The 22,329-nt window shown below is 62.7% G+C and carries 27 protein-coding genes; 11 read left to right on the forward strand and 16 right to left on the reverse strand.

Going from position 1 to position 22,329, the window contains the following annotated elements:
* Positions 1–55: 55 nt before the first annotated feature.
* From CQW31_RS01820 to CQW31_RS01830, 3 genes are all read right to left on the reverse strand, one after another.
* Positions 56–499, reverse strand: coding sequence for a DUF421 domain-containing protein (locus tag CQW31_RS01820; protein WP_054887752.1), 444 nt, complete (start codon positions 497–499; stop codon positions 56–58).
* Between the two features lie 9 nt (positions 500–508).
* Positions 509–961 carry a hypothetical protein gene (locus CQW31_RS01825; protein WP_099813569.1) on the reverse strand — a complete coding sequence of 151 codons (453 nt, stop codon included), beginning with the start codon at positions 959–961 and terminating at the stop codon, positions 509–511.
* 65 nt (positions 962–1,026) lie between these two features.
* Complete coding sequence (locus CQW31_RS01830; RefSeq protein WP_054887802.1) at positions 1,027–1,530, reverse strand: CinA family protein; 504 nt, start codon at positions 1,528–1,530, stop codon at positions 1,027–1,029.
* Positions 1,531–1,737: 207 nt separating this feature from the next.
* On the opposite strand from CQW31_RS01830, the gene CQW31_RS01835 reads away from it, so the two are divergent.
* On the forward strand, positions 1,738–1,971 hold the full coding sequence (locus CQW31_RS01835) for a PLD nuclease N-terminal domain-containing protein (RefSeq protein WP_054887750.1): 234 nt from the start codon (positions 1,738–1,740) through the stop codon (positions 1,969–1,971).
* A 36-nt stretch (positions 1,972–2,007) separates the two neighbouring features.
* On the opposite strand, the gene CQW31_RS01840 is transcribed toward CQW31_RS01835, so the two are convergent.
* A complete protein-coding gene (locus CQW31_RS01840) occupies positions 2,008–2,865 on the reverse strand; it encodes a glucose 1-dehydrogenase (protein ID WP_054887749.1) in 858 nt (285 codons plus the stop codon).
* Between the two features lie 193 nt (positions 2,866–3,058).
* On the opposite strand from CQW31_RS01840, the gene CQW31_RS01845 reads away from it, so the two are divergent.
* The gene (locus CQW31_RS01845; protein WP_054887748.1) at positions 3,059–3,583 is read left to right on the forward strand and encodes a hypothetical protein; all 525 of its coding nucleotides are present in this window, start codon (positions 3,059–3,061) and stop codon (positions 3,581–3,583) included.
* A 68-nt stretch (positions 3,584–3,651) separates the two neighbouring features.
* On the opposite strand, the gene CQW31_RS01850 is transcribed toward CQW31_RS01845, so the two are convergent.
* The 3 genes from CQW31_RS01850 to CQW31_RS01860 are packed head-to-tail and all read right to left on the reverse strand — an operon-like array spanning position 3,652 to position 6,795.
* Positions 3,652–4,191, reverse strand: coding sequence for a type 1 glutamine amidotransferase domain-containing protein (locus CQW31_RS01850; RefSeq protein ID WP_099813570.1), 540 nt, complete (start codon positions 4,189–4,191; stop codon positions 3,652–3,654).
* A 56-nt stretch (positions 4,192–4,247) separates the two neighbouring features.
* The gene (locus CQW31_RS01855; protein ID WP_099813571.1) at positions 4,248–5,573 is read right to left on the reverse strand and encodes an SDR family oxidoreductase; all 1,326 of its coding nucleotides are present in this window, start codon (positions 5,571–5,573) and stop codon (positions 4,248–4,250) included.
* Positions 5,574–5,592: 19 nt separating this feature from the next.
* Positions 5,593–6,795, reverse strand: a complete 1,203-nt coding sequence (locus tag CQW31_RS01860; protein ID WP_054887745.1) for a zinc-dependent alcohol dehydrogenase — start codon at positions 6,793–6,795, stop codon at positions 5,593–5,595.
* Positions 6,796–7,053: 258 nt separating this feature from the next.
* Between CQW31_RS01860 and CQW31_RS01865 the strand changes: the two genes are divergently transcribed.
* Positions 7,054–7,335: a hypothetical protein gene (locus tag CQW31_RS01865; RefSeq protein WP_054887744.1), complete on the forward strand. Its 282-nt coding sequence runs from the start codon at positions 7,054–7,056 to the stop codon at positions 7,333–7,335.
* A gap of 77 nt (positions 7,336–7,412) precedes the next feature.
* Here the strand turns inward: CQW31_RS01865 and CQW31_RS01870 are convergent, their stop codons facing one another.
* Together CQW31_RS01870 and CQW31_RS01875 are read right to left on the reverse strand one after the other, a co-directional pair.
* On the reverse strand, positions 7,413–8,234 hold the full coding sequence (locus CQW31_RS01870; protein ID WP_099813572.1) for a helix-turn-helix domain-containing protein: 822 nt from the start codon (positions 8,232–8,234) through the stop codon (positions 7,413–7,415).
* Between the two features lie 2 nt (positions 8,235–8,236).
* Complete coding sequence (locus CQW31_RS01875; protein WP_054887743.1) at positions 8,237–8,446, reverse strand: hypothetical protein; 210 nt, start codon at positions 8,444–8,446, stop codon at positions 8,237–8,239.
* A 276-nt stretch (positions 8,447–8,722) separates the two neighbouring features.
* Here CQW31_RS01875 and CQW31_RS01880 point away from each other — a divergent pair, with 276 nt between their 5' ends.
* Complete coding sequence (locus tag CQW31_RS01880) at positions 8,723–9,649, forward strand: universal stress protein (protein WP_099813573.1); 927 nt, start codon at positions 8,723–8,725, stop codon at positions 9,647–9,649.
* Between the two features lie 28 nt (positions 9,650–9,677).
* Here CQW31_RS01880 and CQW31_RS01885 read toward each other — a convergent pair whose 3' ends face one another.
* Entirely contained in the window at positions 9,678–10,226 is a 549-nt protein-coding gene (locus tag CQW31_RS01885) for a GNAT family N-acetyltransferase (RefSeq protein WP_099813574.1), read from the reverse strand.
* A 184-nt stretch (positions 10,227–10,410) separates the two neighbouring features.
* Between CQW31_RS01885 and CQW31_RS01890 the strand changes: the two genes are divergently transcribed.
* The 4 genes from CQW31_RS01890 to CQW31_RS01905 all read left to right on the forward strand — a co-directional run bounded on the left by CQW31_RS01890 (position 10,411) and on the right by CQW31_RS01905 (position 14,121).
* Positions 10,411–11,325 carry a universal stress protein gene (locus CQW31_RS01890; RefSeq protein ID WP_099813575.1) on the forward strand — a complete coding sequence of 305 codons (915 nt, stop codon included), beginning with the start codon at positions 10,411–10,413 and terminating at the stop codon, positions 11,323–11,325.
* A gap of 3 nt (positions 11,326–11,328) precedes the next feature.
* Positions 11,329–12,696 carry an MBL fold metallo-hydrolase RNA specificity domain-containing protein gene (locus CQW31_RS01895; RefSeq protein WP_099813576.1) on the forward strand — a complete coding sequence of 456 codons (1,368 nt, stop codon included), beginning with the start codon at positions 11,329–11,331 and terminating at the stop codon, positions 12,694–12,696.
* Between the two features lie 20 nt (positions 12,697–12,716).
* On the forward strand, positions 12,717–13,361 hold the full coding sequence (locus tag CQW31_RS01900) for a hypothetical protein (RefSeq protein ID WP_249341991.1): 645 nt from the start codon (positions 12,717–12,719) through the stop codon (positions 13,359–13,361).
* 64 nt (positions 13,362–13,425) lie between these two features.
* The gene (locus CQW31_RS01905; RefSeq protein ID WP_099813577.1) at positions 13,426–14,121 is read left to right on the forward strand and encodes a phosphoribosyltransferase; all 696 of its coding nucleotides are present in this window, start codon (positions 13,426–13,428) and stop codon (positions 14,119–14,121) included.
* Here CQW31_RS01905 and CQW31_RS01910 read toward each other — a convergent pair.
* From CQW31_RS01910 to CQW31_RS01920, 3 genes are all read right to left on the reverse strand, one after another.
* Complete coding sequence (locus tag CQW31_RS01910) at positions 14,103–15,470, reverse strand: erythromycin esterase family protein (RefSeq protein WP_099813578.1); 1,368 nt, start codon at positions 15,468–15,470, stop codon at positions 14,103–14,105. The two genes, CQW31_RS01905 and CQW31_RS01910, sit on opposite strands and share 19 nt — an antisense overlap.
* Before the next feature lie 60 nt (positions 15,471–15,530).
* Positions 15,531–16,100: a GNAT family N-acetyltransferase gene (locus tag CQW31_RS01915; protein WP_099813579.1), complete on the reverse strand. Its 570-nt coding sequence runs from the start codon at positions 16,098–16,100 to the stop codon at positions 15,531–15,533.
* 96 nt (positions 16,101–16,196) lie between these two features.
* Positions 16,197–17,072, reverse strand: coding sequence for a universal stress protein (locus CQW31_RS01920; RefSeq protein ID WP_099813580.1), 876 nt, complete (start codon positions 17,070–17,072; stop codon positions 16,197–16,199).
* Between the two features lie 214 nt (positions 17,073–17,286).
* Between CQW31_RS01920 and fnrB the strand changes: the two genes are divergently transcribed.
* Positions 17,287–18,018, forward strand: coding sequence for a Crp/Fnr family transcriptional regulator FnrB (gene fnrB, locus CQW31_RS01925; protein WP_099813581.1), 732 nt, complete (start codon positions 17,287–17,289; stop codon positions 18,016–18,018).
* On the opposite strand, the gene CQW31_RS01930 is transcribed toward fnrB, so the two are convergent.
* A complete protein-coding gene (locus tag CQW31_RS01930) occupies positions 17,987–18,724 on the reverse strand; it encodes a hypothetical protein (protein ID WP_099813582.1) in 738 nt (245 codons plus the stop codon). The two genes, fnrB and CQW31_RS01930, sit on opposite strands and share 32 nt — an antisense overlap.
* Positions 18,725–18,914: 190 nt before the next feature.
* On the opposite strand from CQW31_RS01930, the gene CQW31_RS01935 reads away from it, so the two are divergent.
* Both CQW31_RS01935 and CQW31_RS01940 read left to right on the forward strand, forming a co-directional pair.
* The gene (locus tag CQW31_RS01935) at positions 18,915–19,475 is read left to right on the forward strand and encodes an Hsp20/alpha crystallin family protein (protein WP_099813583.1); all 561 of its coding nucleotides are present in this window, start codon (positions 18,915–18,917) and stop codon (positions 19,473–19,475) included.
* A gap of 58 nt (positions 19,476–19,533) precedes the next feature.
* The gene (locus CQW31_RS01940) at positions 19,534–19,998 is read left to right on the forward strand and encodes a CBS domain-containing protein (RefSeq protein WP_099813584.1); all 465 of its coding nucleotides are present in this window, start codon (positions 19,534–19,536) and stop codon (positions 19,996–19,998) included.
* Between the two features lie 33 nt (positions 19,999–20,031).
* Here the strand turns inward: CQW31_RS01940 and CQW31_RS01945 are convergent, their stop codons facing one another.
* Together CQW31_RS01945 and ftsH are read right to left on the reverse strand one after the other, a co-directional pair.
* Complete coding sequence (locus CQW31_RS01945) at positions 20,032–20,457, reverse strand: potassium channel family protein (protein WP_099813585.1); 426 nt, start codon at positions 20,455–20,457, stop codon at positions 20,032–20,034.
* 28 nt (positions 20,458–20,485) lie between these two features.
* Positions 20,486–22,327 (reverse strand): ATP-dependent zinc metalloprotease FtsH, encoded by a 1,842-nt coding sequence (gene ftsH, locus CQW31_RS01950; RefSeq protein WP_099813586.1) that lies wholly within the window; start codon positions 22,325–22,327, stop codon positions 20,486–20,488.
* Positions 22,328–22,329 lie beyond the last annotated feature (2 nt).

Raw genomic sequence — 22,329 nt, forward strand, 5'->3', positions numbered from 1 at the left:
GCGGTGCCTACCATAGAACCCCATCAAGCGATATTGATGCGATAACCGGAGGCACTCATTCGTTTGCGATTATCGATATTTTTCCGTTTCGCTCCACAATCGCAAACTTGATCTGTTGCACCGATTCCAGTCCTTGGCTGTCGCGAGCTGATTCCAGAATGTCGTCCTCGGTCAACCGGGCTCGGCGCATTCGCTGGTGCAGAAACTGCCCATGCTCGACCACCAGGGTTGCGTGGCCATCCAGCAAGCGTGCAAGGGGGCGGGCGTTCAGTTTGGCCAGCGACAGGCCGACATCCAGCACGATCAATGTGGCGATCACCAGCATGGCATTGGTGAACGAAAAGTCTTCGCCCAGCAGCGCCTGCTGGGTCGCCTCGCCAATGATCAGCAGCAGGACGAAATCGAAGGTGGTCAGGTCGGCCAGTGAGCGCCGCCCGGCTATGCGGAACAGCAGCATCAGGGCGAGGTACATTCCGGCTGCGCGGAGGATCGAATCCATGACGCACTCCTATGGGTAGAGGAATGTGGAAAAATGGACTTCAGTCTGCGAGCCTGCCCTCACGACGCCTTGCAAAGTACCGACGTGCTCGCTGCGTAGCGTCAGGTACAGGGTGGCCACGCCATCATTTGTCGTACCCAGTTGCAAGAGCACGGCGGGGCCATGGGACATCGAGACCTGCGGCTCGGGCTGCATCGTCTCGATACTGGCTTGGCGAAGCAGTGATCCCGCCAGTTCGACCATGACCGGTTTGCCCGGTACGCCTTGGACGGTGATGAACAGGCTGTCGGTCGTACCGCTGCGGCTGAGGCGCTGGTATTCGACCTTCAAGCGGCCATCCTGGCTTACCGCCTCGGCATCGCTCAACGGGCCGTTACCAAACAGCCCGGCCAAGGCAAGCAAGACGATGATCACCAGCACATACCAACCGACACGTTCGAAGCGCCAGACGCGCTGCTGCATTGGCATGTTCTCTTGGACGGGGTGACGCCTGGAGCACAGCTCATCGTCCGCCATTTCACTGGCCCTCAGGCACGTTCGCCGCGAAGCCAGCGTTGGTGATAGTGAGCCAGGCGCGTGAGGCCGAATTGCGCGCCCTGGCGCATCACATCCATCCTCTGGCCAAAGAAACGCTGGGTTCGGGTAAAGACCGCGACAGGCTCGCCGGCAAAGGCCCAGGCAAAGCACATCGTCCCGGGTGGCACCCCGGACTCAGGGCCGGGCCCGGCGACGCCGGTGGTGGCAATCACCACAGTGGCGTCGCTGTCTCGCAACGCACCCAGGGCCATTTCCCAGGCCACCGGCTCGCTGGTCAGCCCGTAGCGCTCGATCGTTTCGCCACTGACGCCCAACAGGCGCTTTTTTGCACTGGGCGAATACACGACATAGCCACTTTCCAGCACCTCGCCGGTGCCGGGGACTGCCGCCAACATGGCTACCATGCAACCTGCCGTGCACGATTCAGCAGTGGAAAGGATCAACTGATGGTCTTTGAGATAGCCAATCGCGGCCAGTACAGGATCGGACGTCATGAGGGTTTCGACTCGCTTGTTCTTTCGCTGTTGACGCAGCCGTTGCGCGATTGGTTCAGCCTTGTTAGGTCCGCCTGTCCCAAGCCTGACACCTCGCCTGAACTTTGTCCGGCTTGCTGCCTTCACTTGTTTAGGGGCAGCGGACCTTCGGCATGCACCGGTATCGAAACGCTGCGGCTACTCAAACGGAACAATGGAGACAAGCAAATGGGCGATCTCGCAACGTATTTCTGGATTGCCGTGGCGGCCATCATTCTGCTGGTCGATCTATGGGCGATTGTCAGTGTGTTTCGCAGCGACAAATCTGACGCAGTCAAGGTGATGTGGTCGTTGATACTTATCGTGCTGCCCGTCGTCGGGCTTGCCATATGGGGCGTCGCTGGCCCGCGCGGGATCAAGCGCGGCACAGGGCCGACCTCACCCGAACACAGCAAAGGGTAGCGGGCAGGGCTCGCCGCGAGGCGAGCCCTTTTTTGGCTAGAGGATCGGTTTACCGCCCGTGACGGCATAGCGTGACCCGCTGATGTAGCTGGCTTCGTCCGAGGCAAGCAGAACGTAAATCGGCGCGACTTCGACCGGTTGGCCAGGCCGCCCCATGGGGTAGCTGGAACCGAAATTCTTGACCGCCTCATCCGGCATGGTGGCGGGTATCAAAGGCGTCCAGATCGGGCCTGGCGCCACGCAGTTCACCCGTATGCCCTTCTTGCCCAGAAGCTGGGCCAGCCCAGCCGTGAAGTTTGCGATGGCACCTTTGGTCGTGGCGTACGCCAGCAGTTGCGGCGAAGGATCATCGGAATTCACCGAGCTGGTATTGATGATCGAGCTGCCTTTGGGCATCGAGGGCAACGCCCGTTGGCAGATGCGGAAGATGGCCGTGATGTTGACGTTGAAGGTCATCAGCCATTCATCGTCGTCGATTTCATCGAGGGTTTCGTGAGACATCTGGAACGCTGCGTTGTTGACCAGCACGTCGATGCGGCCGAACTGTTCAACGGTCTTGTCGACAATGTCATAGCAATGCTGCTTTTGCGCCAGGTCACCGGGGAGCAGCAGGCATTTGCGACCCGCTGCTTCCACCCAGCGGGCCGTCTCCTGAGCATCGTCATGCTCGTCGAGGTAGGCAATGGCGACATCAGCGCCTTCGCGAGCGTAGGCGATGGCCACAGCGCGGCCGATACCGCTGTCGGCACCGGTGATCAAGGCGACCTTGCCGGCAAGCCGGTCATGCCCTGCATAGGTCTGTTCGCCGCAGTCCGGATACGGATCCATCCGGCGCTGCGATCCGGGCACCGCTTGCGGTTGTGAAGGGAAGGGCGGGGTGGGGTAGTCACTCATGGTGGTAGCTCCTGCATTAACGAACGGATGTATCCGTTTGAAACAGCACCGAGCAAAGTGTTGGACGTAATTGGCTGTCGCCGCGACGGACGGAGTGTTCGGCCAATTGCACTGAATTTTCGACAAAGGGCTCAGCTCTACCTGAGAGATGCCAGTCTTCTCAGTACGCCGTTGCTGACCCAGGAGGAATCGAGTGCCCCGTATCATCACGCCCAGCACACCCGAGCACGAGCAGGAGGAGCGTAACGCCAGGATGTTCGGTTCGCCCAAGGAACGCCTGGATTTCTACCGCAAGGAAATCCAGTACGAGACCAGCATCCTGGCCAACCGGACAGACGCCTACCTGGCGGCCCAGTCGTTCCTGGTCATCGCGTTCGTGTCTTCGATGGGCAACCTCAACCAAGGGTGGGGTGAGATGTTCACCCTGGTCGTGCCCGCCTTTCTTGCGTTGCTCGGCGTGCTGAGTTCGCTCAACGCTTGGCCAGGCATTCGTGCTGCTTATCGCATCATTGAACACTGGCAGCTGAAACAGAGTCATCTGCTGCGCAGTGAACCGTTGATGGGGCTGGCTTATGACGAGTCACCGCTGTTTTGCGAGGTCGAGACTTCGCAGGCAGGCCACCGCAAATCGCTGCTGTTTTCCTTGCGCACGCCGTGGATATTCCTTTGTTTCTGGGTCGTGCTGGGCAGCTACTCGGTCTACATTCAGCTGGCATGAATCGGCAGGGCAAGGCCCCGTTGTCGATGCAGGCAATGCACGGCAAGGGGCCGGTTGCAGAAGGGGGCTCAGCTGGCCAGAGCCTTGATCAATTGCTCATTGAAGGCCGGGATATCGTCCGGCTGGCGGCTGCTGATCAGGTTGCCATCCACCACCACTTGCTCATCCACCCAGTTGCCGCCTGCGTTGCGGATGTCGTCCTGTAATGTCTTGTAACTGGTCATCCGCTTGCCCTGTGTCAGGCCCGTCGATACCAGCAGCCAGGCGCCGTGGCAGATCACCGCCAGCGGCTTGCCGGCCGAGTGGTGACTTTTCACCAGCTTCTGTGCCCCCGGAATCAGCCGGATCGTGTCGGAATTCTGTACGCCGCCAGGTAACACGATCGCGTCGTAAAGATCGAGGTGGGCACTGTCAAAGGTGGCATCCACCGCAAACGCGTCCGCGGGCTTGTCGTGGTTCCAGCCGCGTACCGTTCCTTCCTTGTCAGCCAGGATGTCGACCACAGCTCCGCGTTCTGTCAAGGCGTCACGCGGCCCGGTCAGCTCGACCTGTTCAAAACCATCGGTGACCAGAAAGGCCACGCGCTTGCCGTTCAATTGTGTGCTCATCGTTGATTCTCCGTTCTCAATGGTCCCGCAATGTCGGGTTGGTTCGTCGGGTTCGGTCAGCCGCGCCGTCGTTGCGAATGGGTAATGACAAAGCCTGCAAGGAAACCGATAACCGCTGCGCTGAGCAGCAGCGGGGTTTTGTCTTTGGGCGTTCGCCATCCGCCTTCGACACTTCGATGGCCACTGGGTGGCTCGAACAGATTGCCTGAGGACTTTTCGGCACTGGGACTGCGCTGCAGGCCCCTGCGGGCAAGCCACCCGGACAGTACCGGCAGCCCGGGCACCAGGTAGCTGGCCAAATGGGCGATGCGGGCGCTTGCGCCGACGGTAGTGTTGGCGCGAGGCGAGATCGCGCAGGCCACCATGGCCTTTGCCACCCGCTCAGGGTCGTAGATTGGCCCTGGCGGTTTGAGGGCATGACCGGTGTAGTTGCCACCGTCGCGGAAGCCGGGGGTATCCATCACGGCGGGATAGATGTCGCAGACGTGGATATCGGGGAACTCGGTAAGCTCGCCCCGCAATGCCTCGGTGAGCCCGCGCAAGCCGAACTTGCTGGCCGAATAGGCGGCGGCATAAGGTTGGGCTAGCCAGCTGCCCAATGACAGGGTGTTTATCAGTATGCCGCTGCCTTGCTGCTTGAAGTAGGGCAGCGCAACGTGAGCCCCTCGAAGGTAGCCCAGCAAATCGGTCTGAATCACCTGCTCATGCGCTTCAAGCGGTGTCTCCTCGAAACTGCCCACCGCTCCCACACCTGCATTGTTTACCCAGATATCTATGCGGCCATGGCCAAATTCGGCAGCGCGGGCTGCCAAGGCTTGTACCTGGTCGCTTTGGGTCATGTCGGTGGTCACGGCCACCGCGTCGGTGCCGCAATCGGTGCATTCGTCCAGCGTTTGAAACAGCGCTTCCTCATCCCGTGCCGCCAGCACCAGACGAGCGCCTTTACAGGCAAAGGCATGGGCAGCGGCTCGCCCTATGCCGCTGGACGCGCCAGTGATCACCACCACCTTGCCACGCAGCGGGCCCTTGATCGGCGAGCCGGTCAATGGCGGAGGCTGGTCGGGGGCGACGGAGGGGTTCATCGGCGCCGTGCAGGGCTCACTGTCCTCGATGGGTGACAGCTGGAGGGTGGTGCCGTCCACCAGCTTCAACGTCAGGTTGCTGATGGTGCCGGCCACCCGATCGGGGAATACGGGCTCTCCTTGAGCATCCAGACTGTCGTAGATGAACCGGTCACCTTCCAGCCATCCAACCGCCGTCAGCAGCTCCGGGCCCAGGTAATACTTGCCATCCTGAAAGAAACCGGGGAACTGATGGGCGCGCTCGATGTTTTCGACACAATAACGTTCCCCTGGCTTCATTCCTGTCGCTTGATCAATCATGGTGCAAGCTCCTGTGCGCTTAAACGTAGTCGGGGCCGAGCGTCCCGGATGCCGCCCCTGGAACAAGGATCACCTTGCGGCAGTTATCCTCTTTCTGATCGAACATCTTGTAGCCCAGGGCTGCCTCTTCCAGCGCAAGGCGATGGGTCACGATCAATTCCGGCTGCAGCCGTCCTGCTTCGATATGCTCGAGCAGCTCGGGAAGGTACTTTTGAACATGGGTCTGCCCCATCTTGAAGGTCAGGCCCTTGTCAAAGGCATCTCCGAACAGGAAGCCGTGGATGAACCCGGCATAGACACCTGGCACGCTGACCACGCCGCCACGTCGCACCGCCGCGATGCTCTGACGCAGCGCCTTGCCGCTGCTGCCCTCCAGCTTCAGGGCCGTCATGACGGTTTCCGTGGTGCTGCCCTTGGCTTCGAACCCGACGGCATCGATGACCGCGTCGACGCCGCGCATACCGGGTGTCTGGCGGATGATGCTGTCGGCAGGGTCGTCATCCTTTTCGAAATTGATCGGGATGACGCCGTAGGCATCCTGGGCATAGGCCAGCCGGTAGTCGTTGTCATCCACCATGAAAATAGTGTGAGCGCCCAGCATCCGTGCGCAGGCGGCACTCAGAAGCCCCACCGGCCCCGCGCCATAGATCGCCACCGACGAGCCTTGGCCGATCTGGGCATTGACCACAGCTTGCCAGGCGGTGGGCAGGATGTCGGAGAGGAACAGCACCTTGTCATCAGCGAGGCTCGTCGGGACTTTGAACGGCCCGACGTTGCCCTTCGGCACCCTGACATAATCGGCTTGGCCCCCCGGCACGCCGCCGTACAAGTGGCTGTAGCCAAACAGCGCTGCGCCGGGTGGAATGCCCTTCTTGTTGAGGATCGCTCCCCGCCCGGTGTTGGTCGTTTCGCAGGCGGCAAACAGATCGTGCTGGCAGAAGAAGCAGCTGCCACACGCGATGACGAACGGGATCACGACGCGGTCGCCGACCTGCAGGTTCGTCACGTCTTTGCCGACCTCTTCGACGATGCCCATGAACTCGTGACCGAAGATGTCGCCGTGCTCCGTTGCCGGGATCTTGCCGTGATAGAGGTGAAGGTCGGATCCGCAGATGGCGGTGGCGGTCACCCTCAGGATGATGTCGTCGGCCTCGGTGATGATGGGGTCAGGGACGGTATCGACCCTGACATCGTTGGCGCCGTGGTATGTCAGTGCTCTCATGCGCTTCGCTCCTGCATCAGAAAAATCATGGGGGTATGCAGGGGAAGCCTGGTGGGCGGTCAAAGTTCAGACCAAGTTGTTCAGTGGTGATCATGGACACGGCAGAACACACATGCAGGTCGAGTCAAAGCGTAAAAACTGGATTGACCAGCGCCCCAGTAAACACTTAGGTGCCATGCGGTCACACCGCTGACCTGTCCCAGCTGAACCTATTCACAGTTGTGTGCTCGACAGTCAAAGCGTGCGAGGGCAGGCGAGATGAACGCGATCAACCAGCAGATCAGCCAGGAACAGCGCCGTCTGGTTGCAGTGAACCGTTGGTTCATGGTCTATGACGATGTCGAGCGCAGGCGTAATTGCCCAAGCAGCCACCACGAAGCGCTGCTTGGCCAGGCCGACGAGATGGACCGCTTGGGACTCATTGGCTGGCGCGAGTGGCGGGATCTACGGCGCCTCGCCGACCGTGCATTTCTAAGAGCCATAGCCGGCGCGGACTATCATCGCGTCCCCGGCGAACGATTCCAGCCTGAGCCCACTTGAATCACTGTGGCAGGGCAGCACGTCACCCAAGGGCTGAGCAGGTCAATGCCCCCCGGCCGCGTTGCCAAGGCCCACATTTACGGGGTCTGGCAGGGTGGCTTCGGCTTGTCCGCGCTTACGCTGTCAGCGCCGCCCTGCTGCAGCGCCATCAGCGCAGGCATGTCGAGTATCTCCACCAGCCTGCCTTGCAGGCTGACGATGTGCAGTGCGCGCAGGCGGGCGACAGAGCGGCACACGGTTTCCAGGCGCAAACCCAGGTACGAGGCCATGTCCTCGCGAGACATGCGCAACATGAAGCCATGGGCCGAGTAACCGCGGCTGACGAAGCATCTGGACAGCCCCACCAGGAAGTTGGCCAGCCGTTGTTCGGCGGTGAGGTTGCACAGCATCAGTACGCGCTGGTGCTCACGTACGATTTCCCTGCTCATCAAGCGATTCAGGCTTTGCTGCAGGTCGGGATAGGCCCGCGCCAGGGTTTGCAGGCGGCGGTAGGGCACCGGGCAGACTTCGCTGTCTTCCAGGGCTATGGCGTCGCAGACATGGCGTTCGGTGGCAATGGCATCGAGGCCGAGCACGTCACCCGGCATCCAGAAATTGATCACCACGCCCTGGCCTTCGATGGTGTTGAGGCTGGTCTTGAAACTGCCGCAGCGCAACGCATAGAGCGTGGTGAGAGGGACATCGGCATTGAACAGCGCGGCGCCCTTGCGAATACGCATACGGGGCCCAATCAGCGTGCCCAGGCAACTGTTGTCGTTGAGCGGCAAGCCGGTGGGCAGGCACAGGCCGCTGACGCGGCAGTGCTTGCACAGCGACGTCAGCGGCCTCAGGTGTATGGGGGTTGCCGCGTGCGATGCATCGGGTTGATCGAGCAGCGTGACCTTCAGTTGACCAGACATCGTCAGGCCCCCTTCGCGCATCGGCGTTCAGCCGAGCCGGTGCGGCTGAAGGAGGGGGCTAGCCTGTCAAACGAGTGGGGGGCGTTGATGCGGGCAAGCAATCGCTCGGCGAATTGTTCGGCTTCAGTGGCCGTATTGAAGCTCACCCGGCAGTCATCCAGGCGTACCCACCAGCGGTTGTGTTCGGTGTTTTTCTCGACGTAGACGTTCATCGGAGCCTCGATCCGCCAGACAACTGCGGGCACTGCAAAACGAAGGCCTCCCTGGCGATTACATGAGGGCCAGGGCAGGTGTACCGAGGCTCAGTAATTTTTTCTTGGTCCAGGGTCAGCGTGCGCCGGATTTGCCAGGAATGGTTGATCCGCATCAAGTTCCCGCTTGGGCTGAATCACCGTTCGTCGACACGGAGCGTGAGTTGATAAACATCAAGTCGCGCTCAAAACGATGGCAGATCATCGAGGCACGCTTCCCAACTGCAGAGGTGTGCCATGGACAACCCGCAACGACTCTTGCTGATCGCGTCGCCCCTGATGCGCCGAACCCCGGTCTATGATCGCGCTGCAGCATTGGCCAAGGCCAAGGGCATGGCGTTGCACATCGTCGCTTTCGACTACGTCGAGGGGCTGGCCACGGCGGGCCTGGTCAATGACCAGGCCCTGGCGGTGATGCGCGATGGTTATGTGCGCCAGCACCGCGAGTGGCTGGAAAGCCAGGCGCTACCAATGCGGCGCACTGGCATCACGGTCACCACCGAAGTGGTCTGGGTGCTGCATCCGCTGAACGAGATCCTGGTGCATTTGCGCGAGCAACCGTTTGCCATGCTGATCAAGGAGTTCGAGCACGAGCCCTGGTGGATACGCGCCATGTTCACCTCGCTGGATGTCCAGCTGTTGCGCGATACGCGCATACCGTTGCACCTGGTACACAAAGCCAGCCACGCCTTGCCGCGCAGGATACTGGCGGCCGTCGACCTGTCCAGGCCCGAAGACCAGTATGAAGGCTTCAATGACCAGATCATCAGCGAGGCACTGAAACTGGCCTTGCAGTGCAACGCCCAGATCGACTTGCTCTACGTCTACGACCTGGGGTCGATGTACCTGGACGCCGGCGGTAGCCGTGAGCATTCGTTCGTATTCGACTCCAACCTCGCCCAGACCCTTCACGAAGCCCAGAGTGAGGCCTTCCAGGCGCTGGCCGAGCGCAATGGCATCGCCAGCGAGCACCGCCACATGCACATGGGCGATCCAGCCAAGGTCCTGGCCTTGTTCATGGATAGCCATGACATCGACGTGCTGGTGATGGGCAGCTATCACCACCATGGTATCGGCTGGTTCATCGGCAGTACCGCGGAGCGTGTCATGCACCGGTTGTCCAGCAGTGTGCTGGTGATCTCGCCCGAGCATTCACGGGGATGACGCACAAGGCCCCTCAGGGCCTTGTCGCTCAGGCGCTGAGGTCCAGCTCATGGATGATTTCGCTGACGTCGCCGCCCAGGTAACGCGAGGTGAAGCCTAGCGCCTTGGTCAGGCGGTGCATGGCGTAGTTGCTCGCCAGGTCCCGGGATACCATGCTCTGGTAGCCATTGCGCCGTGCCGCCTCGATCAGGTGCTGCAGCAGGCGCCGGCCCAGGCCTTTGCGCTGCCAGCCCTCGCTGACCGCCACCGCGCATTCGCAGCTCAGGCTGCCTGCCATGCCGGCATAGCGGCTGACGCCGACCTGCTGCAACTTGCCATCCACATGGGCGAGTGCGACATAGGCCATGCGCTGATGCTGATCGACCGGCATCCAGCGCGGGTCGAGGCTGGGCATTGCACCACTGAGCCCGGCGATGAAACGAAAGCGCCTGGCCTCGTAGGCGATGGTGCTCAGAAAGCGTTTGTCCCGTTCGTGGTCGTCCTCGCGCAGCGGGCGGATCAGCACGGCTGCACCGTCGTCAAGCGTTTCGACCCAATGTTCACCGGCTTGCGCCTGTTCGATCTGCTGCTCGTTCATGCTGCCTCCCGCTGGCCTGATCGGTAACTGGTGCAGCCGTTGTAACGTGGCCGACCGGTTCGGTTCTGACAATGGTCAAGTTCAGCGCCGATGGCGGTTTTCTGATCTGCATCAAGCGCCAGCGCGGCTGGGCGCGGAACATCGCCTGCATCACCCCCCAGTCGCGCAAGCCCGGAGGTTCATCATGGGTCAATACCGTCAACTGCTGGTGCTGCTCACCGAGGTCGATGCGCATTCAGCGGCGTTGCGCAGGGCCTTGGCCCTGGCACACGTCAGTGCTGCCTGCGTGCATGTGCTGGGGCTGTTCGAGCCGACCGAGGAGCACCTGCTGCGCGAGGAGCGGCTCAACGAAGCCGACATCAAGCGCCAGTACGAACGCTATCGGGCAAAGCTGGAGAGCCTGGTCGAGCATCATCGTGGCAGTGGCATCACGCTGACGGTCGATAGCCTGAACGCCGACGATATCCGAAGCACGGCCATTGACTACATCAGCGAACTGCAGCCTGACATGCTGCTCAAGGACAGCGAAAATGCCTCGGCCCTGGCGCGGCTGTTCGGCACGCCGCTGGACTGTGCCTTGATGCGCAGCTTGAAGGTCATCACCCACTTCGTGCCGCGGGACGCCGTGACGCTGCCGCGGCGGATCCTGGTTTGCGTGGATACCGCGTTCAGCGAGACGCCTGCGCTGCAGGAACACTTCAACCGTGGGCTCATCCGCGCCGCCCAGGCATTGGCGCTGCAGTGCGATGCGCCCTTGCACCTGTTGTCGGCCTACAACCTGGCGGGCGTGTTTGCCGCCGACATGAATGTGACCCAGGCCTGGATCGAGGAGATGCGCGCAGCGCTGCAGGAACCCTTCGAGGCCTTGGCCGACGCCGAGGGCGTCGCGCCGGAGCGCAGGCATTTCATGGAAGGCGGGCCGGTGCAGGTCATCCGTGAACAGGTGGCTGCGCTGGATATCGATGCGCTGGTGATGGGCGTCGTGCAGCCCAAAGGGCTGGACAAGCTGTTGGGCGATACCACCGAACGGATCGTCAGCCACCCGCCCTGCAGCGTCCTTGCGGTGCACCCCGACGTAGCCGAGCAGTGGGAGCCTTGAGCCATGCAACTGACCTTTCTTGGCGGCACCGGAACCGTGACCGGTAGCAAATTCCTGCTGACCCGCGACAGCACGCGGGTACTGGTCGACTGCGGGCTGTTCCAGGGCTTCAAGCAACTGCGCCTGCGCAACTGGGAGCCGCTGTCACCGGCCCTGCGTGCGCTCGATGCGGTGGTGCTGACCCACGCCCACCTTGACCACAGCGGCTATCTACCGGTGCTGGCGCGGGAGGGCTACCGCGGGCCGATCTACGCCACCCCGGCCACCTGTGCCCTGGCGCAGATCCTGTTGCTGGACAGTGCGCGTTTGCAGGAGGAGCAGGCCGAGCATGCCAATCGCCATGGCTACTCCAAGCACACGCCAGCGCGCCCGCTCTATACCGAGCAGGATGCCAGGCAGGCCCTGGCTCTGTTGCAGCCAGTGGAGCTGCATCAGCCGTTGCCGATCGCCGATGGCATGCAGCTGCTGATGCGCACCGCCGGGCATATCCTCGGTGCGGCGACGGTGCAGATCAGCGCCGAAGGCCAGACCGTGCTGTTCTCGGGGGACCTGGGGCGTCCTCAGGACCCGATCATGCCTGCGCCTGAGCTGGTCAGGACGGCCGACGTACTGCTGATCGAGTCGACTTACGGTGATCGCCAGCATCCTGACGAGTCGACCGCACAGTACCTGGCCAAGGTCATCAATGAAACGCTGTTGCGCCATGGCATCACCCTGGTGCCATCTTTTGCCGTCGGCCGCGCCCAGTTGCTGATGTATTACCTGTACACGCTCAAGCGCGACCGGCTGATCCCGGATATCCCGGTCTACCTGAACAGCCCGATGGCCACCGACGCCACCGCCCTTTACCAGCAGTACCGCAGCGAACATCGGCTGACTGCAGCCGAATGCGCCGCCATGTGCCGAGGCACACATATCGTGCGTACGGTCGATGAGTCCAGGCACCTGGACCAGCTGCGCGAGCCTGCGGTGATCATTGCCGCCAGCGGCATGGCTACCGGTGGCCGGGTGCTGCACCACCTCAAGGCACTGGCCCCCAACCCACGCAACAGCATCCTGTTCTCGGGCTTCCAGGCCGGCGGCACGCGGGGGGCCGATATCGTCGCCGGTGCGCACAGCGTGCGCCTGCACGGCGAAGACGTGCCGATAAGGGCGCAGGTGCATGCCATGGAGAACCTCTCCGCGCATGCCGACGCCGACGAAATCATGGAGTGGTTGCGTGGTTTTGCCCGGCCGCCGCGGCAGACCTATGTCATTCATGGCGAGCCGCACGCTGCCGACACCTTGCGCCGGCGCATCAGCCTCGAACTCGGCTGGCAGGTCTGCGTGCCGGAATATCAGGAAACCGTCGCCATCGACCCGGTGCGCTAGCCAGGCGCGGGAGGTGAATCATGAGTACGCAAGCAAGGGCGAAACTGCGGGCCTGGATGCACAGGCCCAAGGGCAGCCTGGGCTGGATCGTGGCCATCGTGGCATTGCTCGTCGCCGCGTCGGTGTACCGCGCATCGAGCCCTAGCTGGCGCATGCCCATGCGCGATCCGGCGGTGCTCCTGGGCCTGCTGGCGTTGAGTGTCGCGCTGGGGTGGGCGGTGCAGCGGGGCTTCAGACGCACGGTCGGCAAGGCCATTTTCAATGGCCAGGAGACGGGGTGGCAGGCCAGGTTGGCGTTGCTCCGTTCGATCACCCAGGAATCGAACCGGTTGATGAGTGTGTTGCTGCTGCTGGTCCTGCTCGGTACTGGCGCCGTGTGGCTGGCCGGGCGCTCCGTGGCGCAGATCGTGGAAAACTGCACGGCCAACCTGCAGGCCCAGGTCGACGTACCCGAGGATGAGAAGCTCGCGGCGCTGGTCGGCAAACCCGTGTGCACGTGCATGGCTCAGACCTTTCTGGAGCGCAACGGGGTGCTGCGCCTGGCCCTGTTCGAAACGCCCCTGCAGGAGGTGAGCGGCCTGAAGGCGGTGACCCCCGCGGATGAGCAGCGTTGCCTCGCGCAGTTCGACCTGTTGCCCGAGGAGGGACGTGCAGTCACGCCTTGAAACCCTCACTGCCCCCAAGCGGATGCTGCAATGACAGGCGCCCATCGCGGCGCGGGAGGTGTTGATGTCCCATGATCTTGCCCTGCCCACCGTGTTTGCCGACCGGACCCAGGCGGGACGATGCCTGGTCGAGCCCCTGGCCCGTTACGCGGGCAGGCACGATGTGATCGTGCTCGCATTGCCGCGTGGTGGCGTTCCGGTGGCCTTCGAAGTGGCGACCGCCCTCGACGTGCCCCTGGACCTGCTGGTGGTGCGCAAGCTCGGCATGCCGTTTCACCCCGAGTTCGCCATGGGGGCGATAGCCAGCGGCGCAGTCACGGTGCTCAACGACGACATGCTGCGGGCCTATCCGGTAGAGCCTGCGGTGTTCGACGCCGTGGTCGCCAGCGAAACCGAGGAGCTGACGCGGCGCGAGCGGGCCTACCGGGGAGGGCGGCCAGCCCTGCAGCTCAAGGATCAGGTGGTGATTCTCATCGACGATGGCCTGGCGACCGGCGCCACCATGCGGGCGGCTATTCAGGCTGTACGCGCCCAGTCACCGGCACGGATCGTGGTCGCCGTCCCGGTCGCACCGCCAGAAGCGCTTGAAGCGCTGTACGGTGAAGTGGATGAGCTGGTGTGCCCGCTGGTGCCTGAGCGGATGGTTTCGGTTGGCTATTGGTATCAGGATTTCCCGCAGACGTCGGATGAACAAGTGCTGGCATTGCTGCACGCTGCTGAGCTAGGTCAGCCAGGCCTCCTTCAAACACCAAACGGATAGGTTTCATCCTCAGGTTCCAGATGTTGACGTGCCGGCAAGGGCAGGGCAGTCACCGGCTGGGTCTGCTCGAACCAAAGCAGCGCATCGAACTGCTCGGCCAGCACCGCCTCGAAATAGTGGCTCTGCCGTTCGCTCTCGGGGCGATAGATGACGCCGATGGCGCGTTCGAGGAGCGCCGTGGACAACACATGGCGCAGCTCCTTGCGCTGGGGGTCACGCCAGTCGCTGAGGCAGGCTGGCACGCCTGCGAGGTGGAACTGGTGTTCCCAGCTATCGCTGCGCGAAGGGCGGATTTGCTTGATCTGCATGGGGCCGTCCCAGTCGTCGGCGGCGGCCACCTGGCCGCGGTCGGTGGCCATGCCGATCAGCACCGCGTCGCGCCCGAACGCGCTGCGGCATAGCTGGCCGATGTTGAACTGGCCTTTCCAGCCCATTTCCGTGGCGCCGGCATTGCCGATATGGGAGTTGTGTGCCCAGACCACTGCCTTGGCGCGGGGACCACGGTGTTCCAGCAGGGCGCGCAAGGTATCGAACATGTGCCGGTCGCGCAGGTTCCAGGAAGCCGTCGAGCCTCGGTAGATGGCCCGGTAGTACTGTTCCGCAGCGATGATCACGCGGGCGTTCTGGGTGGCGTTGAAGAAGGCTTCATCATTGCGCACAAGCCCTGACAGTTGCTCGGCGAGCATGACATTCAACTGCTGGATCACCGCCTGCTCGCAAGGCATGACGCCACCGCGCTCGACAAAATGACCATACAGCGCGGGGTCGTCCTGCCAAGGCGTCAGGCATCCGTATCGGCGGCGGGCTTCATGGGCCAGGTGCGGATCGACCCGGTCCAGGTAGGCCAGGACTTCATGGATGGAATTGCGCAGGCTGTAGACATCCAGGCCGCGAAATTCCACGCGGTGGTCGGTGGGCAGCAGACGGTTGTGCCCGTGCAGCCAATGGGCAAAGGCTTTGACTTCACCATTGCGCCACATCCAGGTCGGAAAACGGCTGAAGATATGGCGTTTCCACGCCGAGTGCGCCAAGCCTCGGACGTACTGATCGACATGCCCGGCATCCGGCCAGTCGGCTTCGACGGCGACGATGTTGAAGCCGTGCTGTTCGATCAGGCGCCGGGTGATCGCCGCTCGGGCGCGATAGAACTCGCTGCTGCCATGGCTTGCCTCGCCGAGCAGGATGACCCGCGCGTCAGCGTAGCGGTCGAACAGCGCTGCGAATGCCGGCGTATCCAGGTCCGGCAAAGGTTCGGCGTACTGATGAAGCACCGGGGCAATATCGGCAGTGTCGACCTGATACTGCTTGCCGTAGAGTTTTTCCATCAATTTCTTCGAAGGGCCGTTCATGGGGTGACTCCCATAGTCGGGCCGCCGCACCTTGACCCGTCAAGGTGCGGCGGCCCAGGGTCAGATCAGCGAGAGCCGGTGGATGACCTGGCTGGGGTCATCCGGGTCGGCGGCGGTGGTGAACCCCGCCGCCTTGGCCAGGTCGCGCATCGCATGGTTGGCTGCCGCGTCGACCGAATACATCTGCCGCAAGCCCTTGGCCCGGGCATGATCGATCAGGTGCTTGAGCAGCAGGCGACCCAGGCCATGGTGCTGCCAGCTGTCCATGACGGTAACGGCACATTCGCACTCGTCCTTGCCGCTGGCGGTGGCGTAGCGGGAAATGCCCACTTCCTGCAATTCGCCATCCACGTGGGCGAGGGCGACGTAGGCCGCCTGGCGATCCTGGTCAACCTTCATCAGCTGGTCGAGCATGGCTTCACCGGGCTCCCTGAGCTGGCACAGGAAGCGGAAATGCCGTGATTCGGGCGATAGCCGTTCGATGAAGGCTTTTTCGCGTTCACGGTCCTGGGCCTGCAAGGGCCTGATCAACACGTGAACGCCGTTTTCAAGGGCTTCGATCCAGTGTTCACCCGAAGGCTTGGGGAACGAAGGCGTTGTGTGCACACGGGAAGTCTCGGCGGGCGCCATGGCAATGTCCTCTATGTCGAATGAACCAGGAAGTTCAGTGTCGGCAGCGGGCCATTCGCTGACTTGACACTTGTCAATTGCGTCACTCATCACCTGTCAAAGCGACAGAACAAGCGGGTCGTGCAACGCATGCGATCCCGCTATGGCCAACTGCTGCTGGCGCGCCTTGGCGTGGACCACCAGCAAGCTGCAGGTGAGGCTGTCCAGCAGGTATTCAAGGGTCGCGAACTGCCAGGCGCGGTGAGGGCTGGTGATCACCACGGTGTCGTAGCCGCAGCGATTGGCATAGGCACAGAGGGTGTGTGCGCCTGAGCCGACGATCAGGTGGTGATGAACGTCAGGTACCCCCAGCTGCGCGGCGAAATGTTTGCATGCGCTTGCCAGGGTTTCGTACGAGGGGATTTCCGCCAGGCTGTAGTGCTCGCTGTGGCGCAGCAAGGCGGCCTGGTCATAGACGGAGAACAGATGCATCTTCGCCTTGCGCGCATGGCTTATGAGCCTCGCGGTTTCGACGACCTCGGCGTTCGCGACGCCATCGTCCAGGTCTTCGCAACTGGCTGGCGCCGCGACGAACAGCTTGGCTTGGCCAGGCGCTGCCCGTTCCCGTGCGAACAACACGGGGCAGGGCGCAAGCCGCATGAGTTCGAGGCCGAAAGCGAGGTCCCCGTTCACTTGAGCTTGCAGGATCACCAGGTCGGCGTCGCATGCCCTGGCCAGCTTGACCAGCGCTTTGGCCGAGGGCTTGATTCGCCTAACCTCGGGCTCCACGTGGATGCCGCGGTCGAGGAAACCTTTGACCAGGCTTTTCTGCCGGCTCAGGTTGTCAATGTGCCTGGCCTGCGCAGCAGGCGCTGGCTGGATGGCCAAGGTCACCGAGGCGCCGATGACCTGCGCCAGCTCCACCGCCTGTTCGATCGCCGGATGATAACGATCCTCGTCACCAACAATCACCAGCAACTTACTGATTTGCATGCTCTTTCACCTCATTGGCAGATAGCGCCCCGGCAAACAGTCGGGCTGCAACTAAGCGTTCGATGCTTGAGCATGCGGGCATAAGCAAGTGGCGGCTTGATCTTCATCAAGTCGCATCAGGTAGCGTCCGACCCTTGGTCGGACGGACCGCCAGCGTTCAGTGCAGCCGCTAACTTGATTAGATGCCCGCCTGCAAAAAAGCGGAGGCATCGTCATGTCAGGCTCTGCGGGAATGGGGGCAAGGCCCCATGTGAAGTGCCTTGCGTGCTCGTTGAGCCGGCTTTGCCTGCCCGCCAGCCTCAGTGCCGACGAAGTGGACAAGCTGGAGCGAATTGTCCGCCGTAACCGGCCGTTGAAGCGGGGTGAGTACCTGTTCAAGGCCAACGAACCCATGGAGCACGTATTTGCCTTGCGCTCCGGGGCGATCAAGAATTTTCTGCTCGATACCGAGGGCAGCGAGCGGGTCACCGGCTTCCTCCTGCCGGGCGAGATGCTCGGGCTGGACGCTATCGGTGCCAGTCATTACCGAAGCTTTGCCATTGCCCTGGAACTCTCGCTGGTGTGCTCGATCAGGCTGGACCAGCTGGTGGACCTGTCCGGCCAGATCCCGGGGCTGCGCTACCAGTTGCTGCACATGCTCAGCCTGGGGATCCAGGGCAAGGACGAGCACCTGCGCTGCTGTCACGGGCGTGCCGATCAGCGGCTGGCGATCTTTCTGCTGGGCATGTCCACGCGCTACCAGGCACGCGGGCTGCGGGCAGATATGTTCACCCTGCCCATGTCCCGCGGCGATATCGCCAACTACCTGGACCTCACGCTGGAAACGGTCAGCCGATTGTTCAGCCGCTTCATCCATGCAGGTTTCATGCAGTGCGCCGGGCGTGAGGTCAGGCTCACCGACATGCAAGGCCTGGTCAACCTGACTCGCCTGGAGGAGCCCACTTGAGTGCGGCAAGCAGCAGGTCATAGCGTTGCACCGGCCAGCCTCCGGCGAGGTGCCCCGCCCCGATCGGGCGTGGCATATGATCCGTGCGTATCCAGATGCGCTGCGGCGCCACACCTGTCTGCCAGCACAGCCGGGCCACCTGGCGCGCCACCTGTGACGGTGCGCAACAGTACACCGTGTCCGGGGCAAAGCGGATCAGCAAGCGCCGGGTTTGCCATCCGCCACCGCTGTTGTCGCGCGGCACTGGCGAAAGCGCCGCCAGCCAGGTTTGGCACTCCTCTGGCAGCAGATCGGCGGCAATGCCGTTATGTGACAGCTGCACCTGGACCCGGGGCAGCCAGCAGCGGATCTCATCCAGCGCGCCCAGCAAGGGCAGCAGGCCGTCGGCGCGACTGATGGCCAGCAACCGTTTGCTTTGCAGGGGCAGCGGCCAGGCGCTGCCAAGCGGCCCGGAATAGTCGAACTGTTCGCCCAGCTTACCCAATGGCTGCGCGTGATGGATGCTGACGATGAATTGCCCGGCGACACCAGGCAGGGTCACGTAGCTGCACGGCCAGCATTCGGTACCACGGCCGAGCAGGCAGTACTGGCCTGCCATTGCCTCGCTGCACGGCTGGCGGCACAGGGCCAGGCGCACGAACTGCTGGATGCCTGGGCCTGGCAACGTTTGCAGCAAGCGGACACTGGCACCGCCATCCTGATTCATGGCTGCCTCGCACTGTAAGCATAACTTGCTGATATCAGCCTAGGTCGTGGCCGCTGCGGCATCTTGACCAGGATCAAACCGGCTGGCGCAGGGGGCGCCTCGTGGTTGATAAAGATCAAACGGTGCTTTGCCCCACGGCGCACATTCGAGGGGTCTCCCTGGGAGGCATTACTCATTCTAGGAGGTCGCCATGTCGGAAGTTGCCAAGAAAGTGCCTGTTACCCCGGTCGCCACCCAGCCCGCCAACGCTTCGCCGCCCAGCGTCGAACCCTCGGAGCTGTGGCGACCCTTCCAGCAATTGCGCCGTCAGATCGACAGCCTGTTCGAGGATTTCGGACGGCGGCCGATGCGCATGCCGTTCAGCCACACACCGTTCGATGTCGAGCCTTTCTGGCGGCGTGACCTGTTTACCCACGGCATGCCAGCCATGGACATCAGCGAGCAGGCCGAGGAGTACCGCATCAGTGCCGAGTTGCCCGGCGTGGACGACAAGGACATCGAGATCAAGCTCGCCAATGGCAACCTGGTGATCCGCGGCGAAAAGCACGAAGAAGTGGACGAAAAACGCAAGGAATATCACCTGTCCGAGCGCCATTACGGCAGCTTCGAACGGGTCTTCCAGCTGCCCCGTGAAGTCGACGCCGAGAAGATCAACGCCCAGTTCAACAAGGGCGTGCTGCTGGTGCACCTGCCCAAACGCGCCGAAGCCATCCATCCAGAAAAGGTGATTCCGATCAAGAGCGTTAAATGATCACCCATTTTCACTGCATCGAGGAGCAAGGAGGCTCCGCCTGTGGAGGTAGAACGTGATGTCCATTGGCAAATACTGCAACCGGGACGTGGTCACCGCACCGCCCGGTATCTCCATCCATGCCGCGGCGCGCATGATGAATCAGTACCATGTTGGGGATCTGGTGCTGGCCGAACATGTCGACCGCGAGCGTTGTCGGCCCATCGGCCTGATCACCGATCGCGACCTGGCGTTGCGCATCATTGCGCGCAACCCACCGGATCAGGAAGACCTGCAGGCAATCGATGTGCTGCCCCGGCCTCTGATCACCGCCAACCAGAACGAGGACCTGTTCGATGTGATCCTCAATATGCGCCGCGCCAATATCCGACGCATTCCGGTAGTCGATGATTTCGGCCTGCTGGTCGGAATCGCCACGGCGGACGACCTGGTGGGCCTGCTGTCGGACCACCTGCACGAACTGTCACTGCTGATCCGCCAACAGAGCCGGCGGGAGGAAGATCTTCGCGGCGAAGACCTTTGAGCGCGCTTGGGCGCGACAACCTGGACCGTTACCTTACTTGGCCTTCCAGTACTTCTGCATTTCCAGGAACAGGAAAGACGCGGTCCAGGTGATCAGCACCAGACCCGTCAGGGCCTGCAGGCCGGTGAGGTACTTCAAATGGCCGGTGGGCGCGATGTCACCGAAACCTATCGTGGTATAGGTGGTGAAGGAAAAATACACGCAGTCGAGGAAACTCCCGTCGAAATTGCCGCTGAGCGTGCCCCAGCCTCGGGCATGGGCCATCAGGTAATAGGCCAGGGCAAAGCACCACACCTCCACAGCGTGGGCCAGCAGTGCACCGAATACGCCTGCCACGATGCGAAAGCGGCTCCAGAGCTTGAGCCGAGGCAGCCAGTCATTCAGGCGCAGCAGGCATTCGTAATGAATGATCACCACCAGGATCACCACCAGCATGTTGATCAGTGTCACAGAGAGCATGGCAGGTACCCTGGCCAGGATTGACGGTTCACTTCGTGGCATTGACCAGCACATAGGTGGCGGGCTCAGCGGCCTGTGGTCGCAACGCCGGGAACTCTTCGGGGGTGATGGTCTCCTTGGCCAGCAACAGGCGCGCGCCTGCATCCAGGTCGCTGCGGCGCTGCTCCAGCAAAGAGCGGGCACGGCCATAGGCTTCTTCCAGCAAACCGCGGATGGCCAGGTCGATCTCGCGCGCAGTCTGCTCGGAGTAGTCCTTGTGCGCCTGGTGCAGTATCGAGTCGCCCAGAAAACCGGCCTGTTGCCGCTCCAGTACCGCCTGGCCCAACACCGGATTCATGCCGAAGCGGGTGACCAGCTGGCGGGCAATGTCGGTGGCGCGCCCCAGGTCGTCGGCGGCGCCCGTGGAGACCTGGCCGAACGCAAGGTGCTCGGCGGCGCGCCCGGCCATCAGCACGACCAGGCGGTCGCGCAGCATCTGCGCGCTGATCAGGAAGCGGTCATCGGTCGGCCGCTGCAGGGTGTAACCCAATGAACCCGCAGCGCGGGGGATGATCGACACCTTGTGTACCGGGTCCATGGCCGGCAGGCTGCTGGCGGCCAGGGCATGGCCCATTTCGTGGTAGGCCACCACCTGGCGTTCGTCACTGCGCAAGACGCTGCCTTTGCGCTCGACACCCGCCACCAGGCGCTCGACCGCAGCGGTAAAGTCCTCCAACTCGACCCACTGGCTGGAGCGCCGGGTAGCGACGATGGCAGCCTCGTTGACCAGGTTGGCCAGGTCGGCGCCCGTCAGGCCCGGGGTGATTTCGGCAATCCGCTCGCAGTCCAGGTCGTTCTTGTAGATGATCTTGTGCAGGTGGACTTTCAGGATCGCCAGGCGGCCCTTGCGGTCGGGCCGGTCGATGAGGATCTGCCGGTCGAAGCGCCCGGCACGCAGCAGCGCCGGGTCCAGCACTTCCGGGCGATTGGTCGCTGCCAACAGCACCACGCCTTCCCGTGGGTCGAAGCCGTCGAGCTCGGCGAGCAACTGATTGAGGGTCTGTTCTTTCTCGTCATTGCCGCCAAAGCTGCCGACGCCGCGCATCTTGCCCAGGGCATCGAGCTCGTCGATGAAAATGATGCATGGTGCGGCCTGGCGGGCCTGCTCGAAGAGATCACGCACCCGCGCGGCGCCCACGCCCACGAACATCTCCACGAACTCCGAGCCGGAAATCGAGAAGAACGGCACTGCCGCTTCCCCGGCGATGGCCTTGGCGACCAGGGTCTTGCCGGTGCCCGGTGGGCCTACCAGCAAGGTGCCCTTGGGCACGTGTGCGCCCAGGCGCGCATACCACGCCTTGTTTTTCAGGAAGGACACGATCTCGGTCAGCTCGCCCTTGACGTCGTCGATACCGGCCACGTCGGCGAAGGTCACCTGGGTGTCATGTTCGACATAGACCCGCGCGCGCGACTTGCCCACCCCCATCAACCCGCCCAGCCCCTGCTTCTGCCCCAGGCCATGGAACAGGAAGTACCACAGCACCAGCATCATCAACAGTGGCATCATCGCGCCCACCACGGTCGCTAGCGTGCTGTCCTCGACCACGCCAGAGAAAGCCACCCCAGAGCGCCCCAGCTGCTCGCTCAGTGCCGGGTCGACGCGCACGGTGGAGAACACCGAGTGGCCATCGATCGGCTCCTGCAGCCTGCCGAGAATACGCTCGTGCTCGACATGCAGGTCGCTGACCTTCTGCTGATCGAGCAATTGCAGGAACTGGCTGTAGGGAATGGCTTGCACGGCCGGCTGGCTGAACAGGCCGAACTGCACGGCAGCGAGCACCGCCAGGCCGACTGCCAGGAAGTAGAGCTTCCAGGGCTGATCCTTGTTCATGG

Origin of the sequence: Pseudomonas sp. 382 (genome assembly GCF_002759075.1) — a bacterium.
In the GTDB taxonomy this organism is placed as follows: Bacteria; Pseudomonadota; Gammaproteobacteria; order Pseudomonadales; family Pseudomonadaceae; genus Aquipseudomonas; species Aquipseudomonas vlassakiae.

Bases quoted from the DNA above. Each gene is read 5' to 3' on its own strand.
- CQW31_RS01935 (WP_099813583.1), top strand. From the start codon at position 18,915: ATGTCGGAAGTTGCCAAGAAAGTGCCTGTTACCCCGGTCGCCACCCAG.
- CQW31_RS01920 (WP_099813580.1), bottom strand. From the start codon at position 17,072: ATGCAAATCAGTAAGTTGCTGGTGATTGTTGGTGACGAGGATCGTTAT.
- CQW31_RS01865 (WP_054887744.1), top strand. From the start codon at position 7,054: ATGAACGCGATCAACCAGCAGATCAGCCAGGAACAGCGCCGTCTGGTT.
- CQW31_RS01915 (WP_099813579.1), bottom strand. From the start codon at position 16,100: ATGGCGCCCGCCGAGACTTCCCGTGTGCACACAACGCCTTCGTTCCCC.
- CQW31_RS01905 (WP_099813577.1), top strand. From the start codon at position 13,426: ATGTCCCATGATCTTGCCCTGCCCACCGTGTTTGCCGACCGGACCCAG.
- fnrB (WP_099813581.1), top strand. From the start codon at position 17,287: ATGTCAGGCTCTGCGGGAATGGGGGCAAGGCCCCATGTGAAGTGCCTT.
- CQW31_RS01835 (WP_054887750.1), top strand. From the start codon at position 1,738: ATGGGCGATCTCGCAACGTATTTCTGGATTGCCGTGGCGGCCATCATT.
- CQW31_RS01840 (WP_054887749.1), bottom strand. From the start codon at position 2,865: ATGAGTGACTACCCCACCCCGCCCTTCCCTTCACAACCGCAAGCGGTG.
- CQW31_RS01855 (WP_099813571.1), bottom strand. From the start codon at position 5,573: ATGATTGATCAAGCGACAGGAATGAAGCCAGGGGAACGTTATTGTGTC.
- CQW31_RS01930 (WP_099813582.1), bottom strand. From the start codon at position 18,724: ATGAATCAGGATGGCGGTGCCAGTGTCCGCTTGCTGCAAACGTTGCCA.
- CQW31_RS01870 (WP_099813572.1), bottom strand. From the start codon at position 8,234: ATGTCTGGTCAACTGAAGGTCACGCTGCTCGATCAACCCGATGCATCG.
- CQW31_RS01895 (WP_099813576.1), top strand. From the start codon at position 11,329: ATGCAACTGACCTTTCTTGGCGGCACCGGAACCGTGACCGGTAGCAAA.
- CQW31_RS01940 (WP_099813584.1), top strand. From the start codon at position 19,534: ATGTCCATTGGCAAATACTGCAACCGGGACGTGGTCACCGCACCGCCC.
- CQW31_RS01860 (WP_054887745.1), bottom strand. From the start codon at position 6,795: ATGAGAGCACTGACATACCACGGCGCCAACGATGTCAGGGTCGATACC.
- CQW31_RS01875 (WP_054887743.1), bottom strand. From the start codon at position 8,446: ATGAACGTCTACGTCGAGAAAAACACCGAACACAACCGCTGGTGGGTA.
- CQW31_RS01885 (WP_099813574.1), bottom strand. From the start codon at position 10,226: ATGAACGAGCAGCAGATCGAACAGGCGCAAGCCGGTGAACATTGGGTC.
- CQW31_RS01830 (WP_054887802.1), bottom strand. From the start codon at position 1,530: ATGACGTCCGATCCTGTACTGGCCGCGATTGGCTATCTCAAAGACCAT.
- CQW31_RS01890 (WP_099813575.1), top strand. From the start codon at position 10,411: ATGGGTCAATACCGTCAACTGCTGGTGCTGCTCACCGAGGTCGATGCG.
- CQW31_RS01900 (WP_249341991.1), top strand. From the start codon at position 12,717: ATGAGTACGCAAGCAAGGGCGAAACTGCGGGCCTGGATGCACAGGCCC.
- CQW31_RS01880 (WP_099813573.1), top strand. From the start codon at position 8,723: ATGGACAACCCGCAACGACTCTTGCTGATCGCGTCGCCCCTGATGCGC.
- CQW31_RS01850 (WP_099813570.1), bottom strand. From the start codon at position 4,191: ATGAGCACACAATTGAACGGCAAGCGCGTGGCCTTTCTGGTCACCGAT.
- CQW31_RS01945 (WP_099813585.1), bottom strand. From the start codon at position 20,457: ATGCTCTCTGTGACACTGATCAACATGCTGGTGGTGATCCTGGTGGTG.
- ftsH (WP_099813586.1), bottom strand. From the start codon at position 22,327: ATGAACAAGGATCAGCCCTGGAAGCTCTACTTCCTGGCAGTCGGCCTG.
- CQW31_RS01910 (WP_099813578.1), bottom strand. From the start codon at position 15,470: ATGAACGGCCCTTCGAAGAAATTGATGGAAAAACTCTACGGCAAGCAG.
- CQW31_RS01825 (WP_099813569.1), bottom strand. From the start codon at position 961: ATGCAGCAGCGCGTCTGGCGCTTCGAACGTGTCGGTTGGTATGTGCTG.
- CQW31_RS01820 (WP_054887752.1), bottom strand. From the start codon at position 499: ATGGATTCGATCCTCCGCGCAGCCGGAATGTACCTCGCCCTGATGCTG.